Origin of the sequence: Pelomonas lactea (assembly GCF_043555885.1) — a bacterium.
GTDB lineage: Bacteria > Pseudomonadota > Gammaproteobacteria > Burkholderiales > Burkholderiaceae_C > Pelomonas > Pelomonas lactea.
The window spans coordinates 287,691-302,246 of record NZ_JBIGHX010000007.1 but is presented as its reverse complement, the minus strand read 5'-3'; the positions used below and the strand labels follow the sequence as shown (position 1 = coordinate 302,246).

Genomic DNA, 14,556 nt, shown 5'->3' with positions numbered 1-14,556 from the left:
ACCCGCCGTCCATGAAGCGCCTTCTTCCGTTGCTGTGCCTGGCCGCCACCGCCGCGTGGGCCGATGAACCTGCGTCACGACGCGACGCGCCGCCGCTGTGGGAGCTGGGTGTCGGCGCGGCCGGCATCTCGCAGCAGGCCTACCCGGGCTCGGACCAGCAGGCCCGCCGCGCGCTGGTGCTACCCTACCTGATCTACCGCGGGAAGGTGTTGCGCGCCGATGGCGACGGCGCCGGCCTGCGCGCGGTGCGCACGGACGACTTCGAGCTGGACGTGTCGTTCGCCGGCACGCTGAGCTCGGGCTCCGAGACGCTGCGGGCCCGCGCGGGCATGCCGCGGCTGGGCACGCTGGTGGAGGCCGGGCCGGTGGCGCGCTGGTTCGTCAACGGCCGCGGCGCCGCCGAGCGCCTGGTGCTGGAACTGCCGGTGCGTGGCGTGTTCGAGCTGCGCAACCTGAGCCGCCACCGCGGCATGACGTTCGAGCCGCGGCTGTCCTGGCAGCACCGCCCGCAGGCCGACGGCTGGGCCTACGGCGCCAGCGTCGGCGCCGTGGTGGGCGACCGCCGGCTGGGCGCCGCCTTCTACGGCGTGATGGCCGCCGAGGCGCTGCCGGACCGGCCGGCGTTCGACGCGAAGGCGGGCCTGATCGCGTGGAGGCTGGGCGGCAGCGTCGCGAAGAGCCTGACGCCCGATCTGCGCCTGTACGCCTTCGGCCGGCTGGACAGCCTGGCCGGCGCGGCCAACCGCGACAGCGCGCTGGTGCGGCAGACGACGGGCTTCACCTACGGCATCGGGCTGAGCTACACGCTGATGCGCTCGGCCGCCAGCGCCAGCGACTGAGGCCGCTGCGGGCATGAAAAAAGGGGCTCCCTCGCGGGAGCCCCTTCTGTTTGTCAGCGACGGGTGGGTCGCCGGCGTGGACTTACATGTCCATGCCGCCCATGCCACCCATGCCGCCCATGCCGCCGGGCATGCCGCCGGCCGGGGCGTCGTCCTTGGGGGACTCGGCCACCATGCACTCGGTCGTCAGCATCAGCGATGCGACGGACGCGGCGTTCTGCAGCGCGGTGCGGGTCACCTTGGTCGGGTCCAGGATGCCCATTTCGATCATGTCGCCATAGGTGCCGTTGGCGGCGTTGTAGCCGTAGTTGCCCTTGCCTTGCAGCACGGCGTTGACGACGACGGACGACTCTTCGCCGGCGTTGTAGACGATCTCGCGCAGCGGGGCTTCGATGGCCTTCAGGATCAGCTTGATGCCGGCGTCCTGGTCGGCGTTGTCGCCCTTGATTTCGCCAGCCGCTTGCTTGGCACGCAGCAGGGCCACGCCGCCGCCGGCGACGATGCCTTCTTCAACGGCAGCACGGGTGGCGTGCAGCGCGTCTTCCACGCGGGCCTTCTTCTCCTTCATCTCGACTTCGGTGGCAGCACCGACCTTGATGACGGCCACGCCGCCAGCCAGCTTGGCCACGCGCTCTTGCAGCTTCTCGCGGTCGTAGTCGCTGGTGGCTTCCTCGATCTGGATGCGCACTTGCTTGACGCGGGCTTCGATGTCGGCAGCAGCGCCGGCGCCGTCGATGATGGTGGTGTTTTCCTTGCCCACTTCGACGCGCTTGGCCTGGCCCAGGTCGGCCAGCGTGACCTTCTCCAGCGTCAGGCCGACTTCTTCGGCGATGACCTTGCCGCCCGTCAGGATGGCGATGTCTTCCAGCATGGCCTTGCGACGGTCACCGAAGCCAGGCGCCTTGACGGCGACGACCTTCAGGATGCCGCGGATGGTGTTGACCACCAGCGTCGCCAGCGCTTCGCCGTCGACTTCTTCGGCAATGATCAGCAGCGGGCGGCCGGCCTTGGCCACTTGCTCCAGCGTGGGCAGCAGGTCGCGGATGTTCGAGATCTTCTTGTCGAACAGCAGGACAAACGGGTTGTCCAGGATCGCGGCTTGCTTCTCGGGGTTGTTGATGAAGTAGGGCGACAGGTAGCCGCGGTCGAACTGCATGCCTTCGACGACATCCAGCTCGTTGTTCAGGCTCTTGCCGTCTTCAACGGTGATCACGCCTTCCTTGCCGACCTTGTCCATCGCGTTGGCGATGATCTGGCCGACGTCGGCATCGCTGTTGGCCGAGATCGTGCCGACTTGAGCGATTTCCTTGGAGGTGGTGGTGGCCTTCGAGGCAGCCTTCAGCTGGGCGACCAGGGCGGCGACCGCCTTGTCGATGCCGCGCTTCAGGTCCATCGGGTTCATGCCGGCGGCCACGTACTTCATGCCTTCGCGCACGATGGCCTGGGCCAGCACGGTGGCAGTGGTGGTGCCGTCACCGGCGTTGTCGCTGGTCTTGGAAGCGACTTCCTTGACCATCTGCGCGCCCATGTTCTGGAGCTTGTCCTTCAGCTCGATTTCCTTGGCGACCGACACGCCGTCCTTGGTCACCGTGGGGGCGCCGAACGAGCGCTCCAGCACCACGTTGCGGCCCTTGGGGCCCAGGGTTACCTTGACCGCGTTGGCCAGGATGTTGACGCCTTCAACCATGCGGGCGCGGGCTTCGCCGCCAAAGATCACGTCTTTTGCTGCCATTTGATTCTCCGAATACTTAAATTGGGGTCAGAGTCAATTTCTCTGAGTCGTTGGGGCCGCTTGCGCGTCGCCCCGGAAGGCAATTACTTCTGCACGACGGCGAAGAGGTCTTCTTCGCGCATGACCAGCAGTTCCTCGCCGTCGACCTTGACGGTCTGGCCGGAGTACTTGCCGAACAGCACGCGGTCGCCGACGACGACGTTCAGGGTCACGAACTCGCCCTTGTCGTTGCGCTTGCCGGGGCCGACGGCCAGCACTTCACCCTGGTCGGGCTTCTCGGCGGCGTTGTCGGGGATGAAGATGCCCGAGGCGGTCTTGGTTTCCTGTTCCAGGCGGCGAACGATCACGCGATCGTGCAGGGGGCGCAGCTTCATGGGGTCTCCTTCAGAGAGTTTGAACCGCAGCGGCCGCGAGTCCAGAGGTGCGGCGCGCCGAAAAAATGGGGCCGAACAGCCGGCCCGATTTCGTTAGCACTCGGGTGAAGAGAGTGCTAGCAGCTCGCATTATAGGGACGCAGTCCGTCGATTCAAGACCGCTGCGCAAACCCGCTCATGCGTCGCGACGCACCCGCACCCAGCTCATCGGCAATGCTTGTGCGACGTTCTCGCCGCGTGTCGCCGCAGCACCGGTGTGTGCCACTGCGATGCGAGAACCCATGCCCGCCCGGCCGGAGGTGGGGTGGGCGGCGTGGCCGGCACCGGCGCCGAGCTGGATCACTGCCCAGCGGGCGTCGTTCTCGACGAGGTCGAGCGTCTGCCGCGCCCAGACCAGGAAGCGCTGCAGCGGCGTGTCCGGGTCGGCGGCGGGTTCGCCACGCAGTGCGTCCAGCGTCGCCCTGAGCAGCGGCGCGTAGTGGTGGTTGCAGGCGGAGAAGGCGTGCTCCAGTTGTTCCGCAGGACGCTCGTCGTCCGCCGGCGCCATGCGGGCGTGGAACCGTAGGTCGGTGGCCGGCAGCATCACGAGGGACCAGTCGGTCTCCCGCATGACTGGCATGGGCCGGGGCGCGTCGAGCCGCAGTCGGGCGGGGATGGCTGCCAGCATGTCGGGCGTATTGCCGGCAACGGTGGCATTGGTGAAGCGCAACCACGGCGAGCCGCGGCCCGGGGCGGGGTCCTGGGCGTCGCGGGCCACGCGAAAGGCCGCCTTCAGGTGGCCGCCGGAGATGACGGGGGCGGCGGCGTCGCCTTCGGTGCGCCAGAGTGCGAGCTGGGGGGCGCCCATGTCGGCGCCACCCAGGTAGGCGCGGTAGGCTGCCTGCACTGCCGCGCTGGCGCGCACCAGGGGCTGGCCGACCTGGCGGATGACAGCCAGGTGCTCGCACATGAAGCGGTGGCATTCGCGCAGCGGGTCGGCGCCGCGGGCGCGTGCCTCGTAGGCCGTGCGCTGAGGCCGCGACAGCCGCCGCGTGAATTCGCTCTGGTCGACCTGCCAGACGTGATCGCCCACGAGGGCCATCGACAGCACGTCGAGCCGTTCCTCGGACCCGAAGTGCAGCGCGCCACCGGGCTCCAGGATGAGCCGGGCGCCGGGTCGGCGCAGTTCAATCATCCGCCGCCTCCCGCTCGGTGACGCTCTGGGCCTGGCGCGCGAACTTCACGGGCAGCGCCGGGGCATAGCCCTGGTGGATGGTGCGCGGGTCGCGCAGTGACAGGCTGCCATCCCCACCGAGGCCGTGGCCGTAGAACGGCAGCGGGTAGCGCGGTGGCGGCACGAACAGCGCGCCGGGGCTGGCCATCAGCACGGGGGCTTTCACGACGCCGGCGGCACCCGGCACGCCGGGCTCCTGCAGTGCACCGTGGCGCCCGTGGTGGACCGTGGCGCGATAGAAGCTGTTGAGCATGCGGTGGCGGTCCACCCGCAACGGTGTGCAGTGGCCCAGCGTCAGCAGCGACTCATCGGGCGCCGCGGGGCGCCAGGTTCGACGCGCCACCGAGCCGATCTCGAACTTGCCGGCGCCGCGGCTGGCGCCCGCGCCGTAGCCGCGCCAGCCGATCTCCTCCAGCACCTGCAGGAACTCGTCCTGCGCCAGCCGGTCGTCGTCCAGGATGACGTCCAGCACCAGGTTCACGCCGGCATGAAACCAGGTCTCATGGTGCACGTGTTCGCCGCTGCCTTCCACCGCCCGGATGCGGCTGTCGCGCATGGCGTGGGCCTGCTCGCGCTGCCAGGCCGCGGCGGGCTGGCCGGCGGGCAGCAGGTCGTGGTCGGTGCGGCAGTGCTCGAGCCAGTTCTCGAGCGCGAGCTTGTTGGCCTTGTCGAGCGGCATCCAGCGGCGCGACTTCGCTTCCTTCGAGCTGATGCCCGAGACGCCCTTGAACAGGTACATCGGCACCGTCGGCCGGGGCACGAAGCCCAGCGGACGGGGATCGCCCACCACCGCGAACGGGCGGTTCGCGGTGTACCCCTGCAGCAGCTCGACCAGTCGGCCCGGGGCGCGCGCCGCGCGGCATGCGCACCATTGCCCGAACAGCGTGCTGCCCGCCAGCGGGGACGAGAAGCCGGTGCGCGGCGTGATCTGGACCTCGATCCAGGCCATCAGTCGGCACCGATCCGGTCCAGGCGCTCCTGCGCGGACTGGCCGTCCACGCGCAGCGCCGTGAAGCGAACGCGCCCCATGCCGCGCGACGTGCCGGCGCCCAGGCCCTCCCACTCCAACATGCGCAGCCCGGCAAGCACGGTGTCCAGGCCGTCGGCGCGGCGCATCGACAGGCCGAGCCGGAACACGAACGGTGCGCCGGCGGGCACGACCTCGCGCGTGCGGACACGGCCGCCGTCCTGCAGATCGCAGCGCACCTGCGTCACCGCCTGCAGCGCGGCCTGGCGGTCGGTGAGCCAGTCGGCGTCGAGCGGGCAGTCCCAGAAGGACAGCGCGCCCCGTACGCCGTGGGTACCGAACAGCGCCACCAGCGGATCGCCGGCATGCGGCATCCATTCGCGCAGTTCCACCCGGGCCAGCAGGGCTCGCATGCGGCCCTTGATGGAGGACCCCGGGATGTAGGGCATGTCGTCGATGCCGCCGCGGGCGGTCGGCACTTCCTTGGCACCCACGGCGGCGGTGCCGGCCGCGCCGATGTGCAGCGCGGACGCCAGCGTCATGCGGGCTTCGATGCGGATCAGGGACACGTCCATCATTGCGTCGTTTCCTCCAGCCGCGCGAGCGCGGTCTGTGTGCCGGCGAACGCCAGCACCGTTTCCCAGAACCAGCGCGCACAGTGCAGCTCGTCGGCGTTGCGCACGCGCTCCAGCAGCGTCCGGCGCATCACCGCCAGCTCGGGGGCGCCCTGCCCGGTGGCGCGCGGCCGCACGGCGGCGACGGCCATGCGGGGCCGCAGCAGCGCGAACACGTGGTCCTGCCGGTCGCACTCGGTGTCCCATTCGCGCAGGTCGCGCATGTACGCATCGACCGCGCGGCGCGACACGGTGCGGATCAGCCGGGCGATATGCGCAGCGGCCTGCCCGAACAGGGCCTCGTCGGGCACGGACCAGTCCAGCGCCTGCAGCGCGGCCTCCAGCGTTGGCGCGGCCGCGTCCTCCGCGGCCTGCGTCTCCGGCGCAGTGGCAGGCAGCGTGGCGGCGTGTGTCGCGGCCGAGGTGTCGGGGCGGCCCAGATTAAGCAGCAGCGTGTGGCCGACGATGGCCATGTCGGCGCCGTGGCGGGAGAAGCCGCGCGTGTCCAGCAACTCGATGAGGTGGCGCATGCGCCGCGCTTCGGTCGCGGGCGCGGCGCGCTGCCGGCCATGCATCGAGATCAGCGCCGAGATGGCCTGGTGGAGTTGCGCGCGCCAGCGCAGCTGCGCGAAGGCGCGTGAATCGTCCAGGCGGTGGCAGACCGCGAGCAGCCGGCGGGCGAACTCCTGGTAGCCCGTCTGGAGGCCGGCGCCGCCCGTCCGCGGCGGTTGCGCGTGGAGCGTGCGCAGCAGCTCGTGCGTCAGCGCCATCATGTCCCGCCACGTCGCCCAGGGGACGCTGCGGCCCCGGAAGGCGACGGAGCCGCGCTCGCGCTTGGCAAGCACGAGGGCGTCATCGGCCAGGCGGTCGACTTCGGCGAGCGCGGTGCGCGGCGTGCCGACGTGGATGCCGACGGAGAACGTCAGGCTGGGGTTCTGCGTGTAGCGCGACCAGTGGGCTTCCAGCGAGCCGGCCAGCTCGAGGATGTCCTGTGCCTCGCCGATGAAGCAGAAGTCGTCGCCGCCGGCCAGCACGGTCTGGATGCGCGGGTGCCTGTCGCGCAACAGGCTGGGCACATGCCAGGTGAAGAAGTGCTCGATCTGCCGCGATATCTGGCTGAGGCGCCCGAGGCTGAAGCCCGGAATGCCCTCCTGGAGCATGCGGCCCAGCCGGTCCACGTCGCCCTTGAGCATCGCCATGGGCTGGCGCCGGCCGACGCCGCTGAACAGCGCGATGGGGCGCTGCGGATGCCCCTGGAAGCCGCGTTCCTGCGCGTGGCGCAGCCCGGGCGCGATGTCCCAGACACGTGTGCCGGCGTGCAGTGCCGCCCGTGGCGGTGCCTCCGTCAGCCGCACGAGGTAGCCGAAGTAGTCCAGCGCCTGCGGTGGCGCCGACGGGTGGCGGGCGTCCCTCGCTCGCATGTCGTGGATGTGCAGCCAGCGGGAGCGGCCGAGGCGGGCGGACAGTTCCAGCTGCGCGGCGCTGGCGCGGCTCAGTGCCGGCCAACCCGCCGTGGCGGCCCGGGCGGGGTCGACCAGCGTCTGCACCAGCGACTCGGGGGCGGGCGAAGCCAGCGTCGTGCCGTCCAGCGAGCAGACGTCGGCTCCCTGCGCCAGCCCGTCGAGGTAATGGTGCAGCACGGGATCGGCGCCTTCCGCGAGGCGGAACCGGCGGAACTTCGCGTCGTCCAGCTGGCGCAGCGTGCGCTTGTAGCGGCCGGCGAAGGAGTCGCGGTAGGCGGCCGGGCCTGGCGCCTTGCGTGCGCCGCCGACCGCCGCGGCCGGCGCCATCCACCAGCCCAGCGCGATGCCGCCGCTGCCGCCCAGCTCGCGCAGCGCCCAGTCGTCGAACTCGGCGCGCAGTTCGTTGAGCCGGGCCCTCACGGCCTCGGTGTGCGGCACCAGCAGCATGAACTTGGAGGCGGCGCTGAACATGCGGCATGCCGAGGGCAGGCCCAGGTGGTCGAGCACGCGCAGCGTGGCCAACTCGGCGGTCAGCTTGACGAAGGCCGAGCGGCCGCCGGCAACGGCGTTGGCCAGCCAGGGCGAGGCACTGCTGGCGCCCAGGATGAAGCCCTGGATGGGGGTGAACTCGCCCAGCACGAAACGGTAGGGGTCGGTGCGCCGGCCGTCGGTCCGGGCCGCATCGTCGTGCAGACGCAGACAGGCCGCACACGCCGCCGCCATGCGCGCCAGATCGGCCAGGCTGTCCAGCGGCCGCGGCGCGAAGGCGTCGACGGGGACCGCGTGCAGCACCGCGTCGAGGGCGGCGTTCAGGCCGTCCAGCCAGTCCCGTTCCAACTGGCCTCCTGTGTCGGGCATGCGCCGCGTCATGTCGGCGAAGTCGTCCCAGAGCGCGGCATAGCCGCCGCCCTGCGGCGTGTCCGCGGACGCATTAGACGGCAGCGCCGCCGTCAGTGGCCGCAGCGGCAGCCGGGCAGGCTGGCCCAGGCTCTCGGGGCTGCGAACCGTGATGCCGCCGTTCACCTGTGAGATCAGCGGGCAGATGCCCTCGCGGGCAGGCAGCTCGCCGGACAGCAAGCGAGCGTCCGGCAGCCAGTCCAGCAGGGCGCAGCCGGCCACGTGCTTCCAGGCCTGGCTCACCGCTCCCAGCGTCTCTCCGGACAGGCCGACCGGCAACGTGGACGCGGCCGGTCCGCCCTCCAGCGCTGATTGCAGCGCATGCGGGCTGGCCAGCCAGGCCAGCAGGCTGCGGACCTGCGCCGGCACGCCGGGCGCCTCTTGCAGCGTGGCCAAGCGTCGCGGCACACCGGCGGCAAAGGCCGCGACGCGTTCGGCCAGCGGCCAGGCGGGATCGAGCTCGTCGGCGGTGGCCCGGGCGGCCAGTTCGCGCACGCAGATCAGCTGGGCGGTCAGGGCGGCGAGTGCCGCGGCGTCGGATGACTCAGGGGACGTCGTCGTCATCAGGGGCGGCGCGAGGCGGGCATCGGTTCGGGCGCAAGAGAAGGGGGGCCGCCTGCGTGAGCAGGACGGCCCGAGTTGGTATCGATAGAAAGGCAATCCCCTCGCAAGTCGGGGCGTCATCGAAGCCGCGGCCAGATTAGCCGCGGGCGGCGGAAGGCCAGGCGAAAAACGCCGCGCCTGCGTCGAGTTCTTCACACTTGGCCAGGCCGGGGCGTCGTCGACGCCCCGGCCTGGCCGGCGGCTAGAAACCCTCGGCGGCCCAGCGGTCCGCCTCGCGGGGGCTCAGCGCGCGAGCGGCCGGCACCCAGCGCGGCGAGGGGGTGTCGCGCAGGGCGACCTCGAGCTCTCCGCCGCGCAGGCGCACGGCGATGCAGATGCCCGCCGCGCACCGCCACGGCTTGCGGGCCCAGATCACCTGGACGGGCGGTAGGTGCCGGCGGCGCGGTGCGGCCGATGCCGCGGAGGTGGTGGGCGCTTCGTCGCGCCAGACCAGCGCACGGGAATGTCGAACAAACATCTTTTCTCCTTGACGTGTGAATGCACTTCGAACGCCCGGCCGGGCGTTCGGCGATCAAGGAGTGGGGGACGGGTCACGACATGGGCTGCACTGTAGCGCCCGGTGCGGGCGGGGCCGGCGCACGCCAACGTTGCCATGCGTTCGCCCGTGAGCGGCGCGCACCAACGTTGCGAAGTGGCCGGCCGGTGGGTCGGCGGCGGGAGCATCTCGATCCAACAACAACACAAGGTCGAGGGAGTCCATGAAACAGCAGGAAATTCTTCTGTCCGGAACGACGGACGCGGCGCCGCCGGTATGCCCGCAGGCATTTGACCGCCTCTGGCAGGCGGCCTACGGGGCGGCGGTGTCGCTGCCGCATGCGGCGGACCGCACCGCCGGTGTTTGGCGGCCTTTCGATGCGGGCCGGCCGCTGATGCCGCTGCTGCGGGCCTGTGCCGCGCACCTGCATGTGGCGCACGAAGACACCGCCGTGCGGGCCGGGCTGCAGGCGCGGCTGCTGCAGTTGAGCGTCTGGCTGTGTTCGGACGAGGCGCGCACGGGCTGCGGCCGGTTCGCGGCGTGGGCGCGCGACGGCGCGGACTGGCGGCTGATCGCCGTGCACCGCGACCTCCTGCGCCAGGCGGCAGCCTGCCGCGCGCTTGCCGTCACGCGCCCCCATCGTCATCAACAGGGAGCGTGCCCATGCCTCGCCATTTCCTGATCGGACTGCCTGCGCAGCCGTGGCTGCGCGTGCTCGATGGTCTGCGCCCGGGCACGGCATGGTGGTGCGTCGCACGCCTGGCCGAACTGGTGCCGCGGCATGGCGATCATGTCGCGGGGTTCTTCTCCCTCGCCGAGACGGCCCTCATGCAGCGCTTTGGCCTGCAGGTGCTGACGTTCAGCGCCGATGGTGCGGTGCTGCCCGGCGCGGCGCGGGCGCTGCGAGAGAGGCGCGGCCTCCGGCTGGTGCCTGTGCCGCCGGTGCTGGTGTCGCCGCAGGAAGCGGCGCCGTTCGAGGCGGGGCCGCGGGCGCTGCAGCGCGCCGTGGCTGCCCGCGCCCGCCGGGCAACTGCCCATTGGGCCGGCGCGTGAACCTTCCACGATCTGTCGGGTGTTGACGCCGGGCGGCCCGGGGGGCGCCACCAGAATTTCGCCGTTCCAACTTCTGTTCGACCTCATCCATGCCCAAGCGAATCTTTGTCACGCGCCACCGAGGTGCGATCACGTGGGCCGTGCGGCACGGGCTGCGTGCGCGCAAGGTGGAGATGAGCAATTTCGACGTGGCGTCGGTGGCGCCGGGCGATGTCGTGATGGGCACGCTGCCGGTGCACCTGATCGCGGAAGTCAACCGGCGCGGCGCGCACTACTGGCACCTGGCGATGGATGTGCCGCCCGAGGCCCGCGGCAAGGAGCTGACGGCGGACGAGATGGATGCCTACGGTGCGCGCCTCGACGAATTCCGCGTCACGGACCTCGGCTCGCGCACGCAGTCCATCGACACCCCCGAAGCGTGGGAGGACTCGGACGGCCGGCCCGTGCTGCACCTGTGCATCGCCACCGGGCAGGCCCTGCCCAACGTCATGCCGATCATCCAGGGCGCCTGGGACCGGGTGGTCGTGTTCGCCAGCCCCACGATGGCCGTCCAGGCCGAGCGGCTGATGGACGTGGCGCGGCGCGAGGGCGAGCGGCGTGGCCAGACCGGCGCGCCCATCCTCGTGCGGCTGCCGGCCGACGGCGGCTACGCCGCCACGCACCAGCGCGTGATCGCCGAGGTGGCCAAGCTGCGCAAGGGTTTCCCCGAGTACCGCGTCGTGCTGAACATCACCGGCGGGCAGAAGTTGATGACACTGGCCTTCGCCGATGCATTGCGTTCGCAGGCGGACATCATCTACTGCAACACCGACCGGGGGCAGATCGAGCGGATCGACCCGCCGGGCGCCGACGGTCTCCAACTGCCCGACGACCTGCTGGACCTGGCGACCTACCTCGAAATGCAGGGGCTGCGCATCACGCGTCAGATGCGGTGCGATGACGATGAGGTGATGGCGCGGCTGAAGTCACGCGAGCGGCTGACGGCGATGCTGGCGCTGCGGATGCCGCAGTTCGACACGGGGCTGCAGTCGCAGGTCGGGCCGTCCCGTCGCGTGGCCTACGGCCTCGCGGCGGCGCTGCACGATCTGGCCGCCACGGCCGTGGACAGCACGCGCGCGACGGGCAAGGCCCGCACGCCGCGGCCTTTCCAGGCTGTCCAGGTTGCGCAGCTGATGGAGCCGTTCCGCGTGAGCGCCGACAGCCGCACGCTGCTGCAGCAACTGGTCAAGCAGGGGGTGCTCGACGAATCCAGCGGCATCCAGGGGGGGCAGCTGCGCGTGGTCTTCCCGGATGTCGCGGCGGCGGTGTACCTGTCGGGGGGCTATGTGGAGGAGTTCGCGCTGCTCAGCGCTGCGGCCATCGGGCTGCCGGTGTCCCACTTCGCGGGCAATGTCGGCATCGACGTGCGACAGGCGCGCGCCGACCGGCGCAACTACGAGCTCAACGAGCTGGACCTGGCGCTGGTCTGGCGCAACCGCCTGCTGATCGTGGAGTGCAAGGCCGGCCGCGCGCTGATGAACAAGAGCCAGGACATCCTGAACAAGTCGGCGACGCTGCGCGACGCCGTCGCCGGCCTGCACGGAAGTTCCTGGATCCTGTCGACGTCGGAGCTTTCGAAGACGCACTTGGGCGACGTGATGGACCGGGCGGCGCTGAATCGCCTGACTATCCTCGATGGCGCGGAGTCGCTGCGCGACCTGCCGCAGCGGCTGGCCGAATGGGCGGGCATCGAATGGCAGCCGTCGTTTCGCTCGTGGGCCAAGGTGCTGGGAGGGAACTCGTCGAGGTCTGCAGCCAAGCCCGCGCGCCGGTGAGCGGGCCTCAGCCGGCGTCTCGGGCCGACGCCAGCCGCAGCTGGCCGAAGCCCAGCGTCGTCTTGCTGCCCAGGTGCAGTTGCTGCGCCAGGGCCAGCCAGGGCAGCGCGACCCGGGCCGGCGCGTCGTAGCGCCAGCTCCCCACCAGGCCGCTCAGCGGAAGCTGGCGGGCCTGCCGGGCGGACCAGCGCGGCGCCTGCGCGACGCGGGTGTCCTCGGCCCGAGGCGCCCATGCCGCCGCTCGGTCGAGCCAGGCCCGGCGCGCAGCCGCGTCGATGAGAGGGGCTTCCGCCGCGATGCCGCTGACGCGGCGGACGGCCGACAGGCGCGCCAGGCAGGCCAGCAACAGCACGTCCATCGGCATGGCCTGGCGCAGCCACTGGTTGCGATGCTTCACCCGCCAGGGGCTGTCGGCGCGCACCTCCAGCGGCTCGGCGGCGCTGATGGCCGGCGAGGCGCTCACCTGCATCCACAGCTGGTCCGCGTCCACGTGTTCGGCAGCGGCGGCCTCGCGGAGCCGGGCCGGCATGCGCTCGCGGCCCAAGCCGGCCATGCCCATGTCCTCGATGGCCCGCGCGACGTCGGGAAGCCGGGGAATCGCGGGGCCCACAAGCGTCCAGCAGGCGTCCACCGCACGGATGCCGTCCGCGCCGTCGGCCGCCAGCGGGTGGGCGCTCAGCCACCAGGGGCGCACGGCGTCGTCGGCCGTTTGTCCGCCCATGAACAGCTCGGCACTTACAGGGGCCGTGGCGAACAGTGCGCGGCCGAACGAGCCCCGCAGCAGGGCGCCCCAGCCCAAGTCGGGCATTCCCGATACCGGCGCATCGAATTCGAGGCGGCAGGCAAGGCGCACCCACGCGAGGCCGGCCAGCCGCGGGCGATCAGGCGGGGTCATGGCGAGCGTGTCGACGCTGGGCGGGTGCCGCGGCGCCGGTCGTGCGATCCTTGGCGCGGACGCCGCTGGCCGTGCATCTTCGAACCTCGCCTGAGAACCTCAACGTGACCACCTACCTCGTCTCCCGTCATCCCGGTGCCATTGTCTGGCTGAAGGCGAACCTGCCACCCGGCACGGACGCCGGCGCGTGCGTGGTCGTCGAGCATCTCGACGCGCAGGTGCTGGCTGCGGGGGACGTCGTCATGGGCGTGCTGCCGCTGGCGTGGGCGGCCACCGCCTGCGCGCGCGGTGCCCGCGTGCTGTCGTTGGACGTGCGTCTCGCCGCCGGCCAGCGCGGGCAGGAGCTCGATGCGGACGAGCTGACCCGGGCCGGTGCACGGCTGGTGGCCTATGACGTGCGGGTGGCGGACCCGCCCCCGGCGGGTTAGAGCACCAGGATCTGCGCGGGCTGCAGCCCCAGCAGGCCGTACTGGCCGTCGCGGGTGGCACGATCCGCCGGCCCCGCGATGACCAGATGCCGCGCCAGCTCGGCGCCGAGGCCGCGCTGCAGCGCCTTGTTGATGGGCGACACGCGGGTGCGCAGCTCTTCCGGCGTGAGCTGCGTGGGCTGGGTCTCGACGCCAATGCGCTGGCACACCTGGTGCATCAGCGCTGCGTCGAGACCGATGTTGCGGGACGGATAGCGGTGCACGCGCAGCATGCCGGGCGCAATCAGTGCGTCGTTCTCCTTCAGGGCCCGCTGGCGCCGGAGCGCGAAGTACAGGTACCAGGCGAACAGGGCCGGCTCCAGCACGGTGGGGGCCATGCCGGCGATGCGGATTTCGCGCGAGGCCGGCGCCAGCTCGACGCGGAACGGCGCCATCGCCAGCTGGGCGCGCCGCACCAGATCCTCGAAGCCGATGTCTTCGCGGCGCAACTGCTCCGGCAGGCCGTCGGACATGCGCACGAAGGCCACCGGCGCCAGCGCGAGCCGGGCCTGCGCTGTCGACACCTGGCCGCCGCCGGGCAACGGCAAGGCCTGTGCCGGGGCGGGTGGGTAGAAGAAGTCGCCGCGCCCTTCGAACGGCGCGTTCACCAGCACGTGCGACAGCCGGTCCTGCGCCCTGCCGATCAGCGACAGCACGTAGCCGATGTAGAAGCCCATGGACTTGCGTCCGCCCGCCAGCGACGCGTGGATGGCGCAGCCGGGGTCCGCCGCCAGCGGCCGCATCACGCCCAGCACGGTGTCGCCCAGCGCCGTGTCATCGCCCACCGAGTCGATGTCCTCCACCTCGACGCCCTGGCGCCGGACCACGTGCACCTGCACCGCCAGCTGCGGCGCACCGCCGGCGGCCGCCGCCGCGCCGAGCTGCTGCAGCAGCCGGTCCAGCACGCCGCTGTCGAGCAGCTCGGCGCGCACGCGCCGGGCGCCCGCCGCCGTCGTGATGACGTGCAGTTCGCCCGGTACGAAGTGGTCCGCGTCGTCGTGGGCGAGTGCGTAAAGCGTCTCGGTGACCACCTGCGGCGACAGGCCGACGACGCAGACAAGCGCGCGTCGCGGGTAGGAGCCGGGGCGGCCGGGCTGCGTGCTCAAGGGCATGGTGGGCAGCGGCATCG

General features: G+C 71.6%; 14 protein-coding genes. 5 read left to right on the top strand and 9 right to left on the bottom strand.

What is annotated here, in order from left to right:
- Positions 1-11: 11 nt before the first annotated feature.
- Positions 12-839, top strand: coding sequence for a MipA/OmpV family protein (locus tag ACG04Q_RS19575; RefSeq protein ID WP_394512965.1), 828 nt, complete (start codon positions 12-14; stop codon positions 837-839).
- A gap of 82 nt (positions 840-921) precedes the next feature.
- Here the strand turns inward: ACG04Q_RS19575 and groL are convergent, their stop codons facing one another.
- The 7 genes from groL to ACG04Q_RS19540 form a co-directional block, all read right to left on the bottom strand.
- The gene (groL, locus tag ACG04Q_RS19570) at positions 922-2,571 is read right to left on the bottom strand and encodes a chaperonin GroEL (RefSeq protein ID WP_394512964.1); all 1,650 of its coding nucleotides are present in this window, start codon (positions 2,569-2,571) and stop codon (positions 922-924) included.
- Between the two features lie 83 nt (positions 2,572-2,654).
- Positions 2,655-2,945: a co-chaperone GroES gene (locus ACG04Q_RS19565; RefSeq protein ID WP_268167201.1), complete on the bottom strand. Its 291-nt coding sequence runs from the start codon at positions 2,943-2,945 to the stop codon at positions 2,655-2,657.
- Positions 2,946-3,120: 175 nt separating this feature from the next.
- Positions 3,121-4,119, bottom strand: a complete 999-nt coding sequence (locus tag ACG04Q_RS19560; RefSeq protein WP_394512963.1) for a hypothetical protein — start codon at positions 4,117-4,119, stop codon at positions 3,121-3,123.
- Entirely contained in the window at positions 4,112-5,107 is a 996-nt protein-coding gene (locus ACG04Q_RS19555) for a hypothetical protein (RefSeq protein ID WP_394512962.1), read from the bottom strand. The genes ACG04Q_RS19560 and ACG04Q_RS19555 overlap by 8 nt, the downstream gene beginning before the upstream one ends.
- Positions 5,107-5,703 (bottom strand): RAMP superfamily CRISPR-associated protein, encoded by a 597-nt coding sequence (locus ACG04Q_RS19550; RefSeq protein ID WP_394512961.1) that lies wholly within the window; start codon positions 5,701-5,703, stop codon positions 5,107-5,109. The genes ACG04Q_RS19555 and ACG04Q_RS19550 overlap by 1 nt, the downstream gene beginning before the upstream one ends.
- The gene (gene cas10, locus ACG04Q_RS19545; protein ID WP_394512959.1) at positions 5,700-8,663 is read right to left on the bottom strand and encodes a type III-A CRISPR-associated protein Cas10/Csm1; all 2,964 of its coding nucleotides are present in this window, start codon (positions 8,661-8,663) and stop codon (positions 5,700-5,702) included. The genes ACG04Q_RS19550 and cas10 overlap by 4 nt, the downstream gene beginning before the upstream one ends.
- A gap of 241 nt (positions 8,664-8,904) precedes the next feature.
- Positions 8,905-9,180 carry a hypothetical protein gene (locus tag ACG04Q_RS19540; RefSeq protein WP_394512957.1) on the bottom strand — a complete coding sequence of 92 codons (276 nt, stop codon included), beginning with the start codon at positions 9,178-9,180 and terminating at the stop codon, positions 8,905-8,907.
- Between the two features lie 241 nt (positions 9,181-9,421).
- On the opposite strand from ACG04Q_RS19540, the gene ACG04Q_RS19535 reads away from it, so the two are divergent.
- The 3 genes from ACG04Q_RS19535 to csx16 (ACG04Q_RS19525) all read left to right on the top strand — a co-directional run bounded on the left by ACG04Q_RS19535 (position 9,422) and on the right by csx16 (ACG04Q_RS19525) (position 12,065).
- Positions 9,422-9,880, top strand: coding sequence for a hypothetical protein (locus ACG04Q_RS19535; RefSeq protein WP_394512956.1), 459 nt, complete (start codon positions 9,422-9,424; stop codon positions 9,878-9,880).
- Positions 9,862-10,251, top strand: coding sequence for a hypothetical protein (locus tag ACG04Q_RS19530; RefSeq protein ID WP_394512955.1), 390 nt, complete (start codon positions 9,862-9,864; stop codon positions 10,249-10,251). Before ACG04Q_RS19535 ends, ACG04Q_RS19530 begins: the two co-directional genes overlap by 19 nt.
- 89 nt (positions 10,252-10,340) lie before the next feature.
- Complete coding sequence (gene csx16, locus ACG04Q_RS19525) at positions 10,341-12,065, top strand: CRISPR-associated protein Csx16 (RefSeq protein WP_394512954.1); 1,725 nt, start codon at positions 10,341-10,343, stop codon at positions 12,063-12,065.
- A 7-nt stretch (positions 12,066-12,072) separates the two neighbouring features.
- Here csx16 (ACG04Q_RS19525) and cas6 read toward each other — a convergent pair whose 3' ends face one another.
- Positions 12,073-12,960: a CRISPR system precrRNA processing endoribonuclease RAMP protein Cas6 gene (gene cas6 / locus ACG04Q_RS19520; protein ID WP_394512953.1), complete on the bottom strand. Its 888-nt coding sequence runs from the start codon at positions 12,958-12,960 to the stop codon at positions 12,073-12,075.
- Positions 12,961-13,064: 104 nt separating this feature from the next.
- On the opposite strand from cas6, the gene csx16 (ACG04Q_RS19515) reads away from it, so the two are divergent.
- Positions 13,065-13,388 (top strand): CRISPR-associated protein Csx16, encoded by a 324-nt coding sequence (csx16, locus tag ACG04Q_RS19515; protein WP_394512952.1) that lies wholly within the window; start codon positions 13,065-13,067, stop codon positions 13,386-13,388.
- Here csx16 (ACG04Q_RS19515) and csm6 read toward each other — a convergent pair.
- Entirely contained in the window at positions 13,385-14,554 is a 1,170-nt protein-coding gene (gene csm6, locus ACG04Q_RS19510; RefSeq protein ID WP_394512951.1) for a CRISPR-associated ring nuclease Csm6, read from the bottom strand. The genes csx16 (ACG04Q_RS19515) and csm6 overlap by 4 nt on opposite strands.
- Positions 14,555-14,556: the final 2 nt, after the last annotated feature.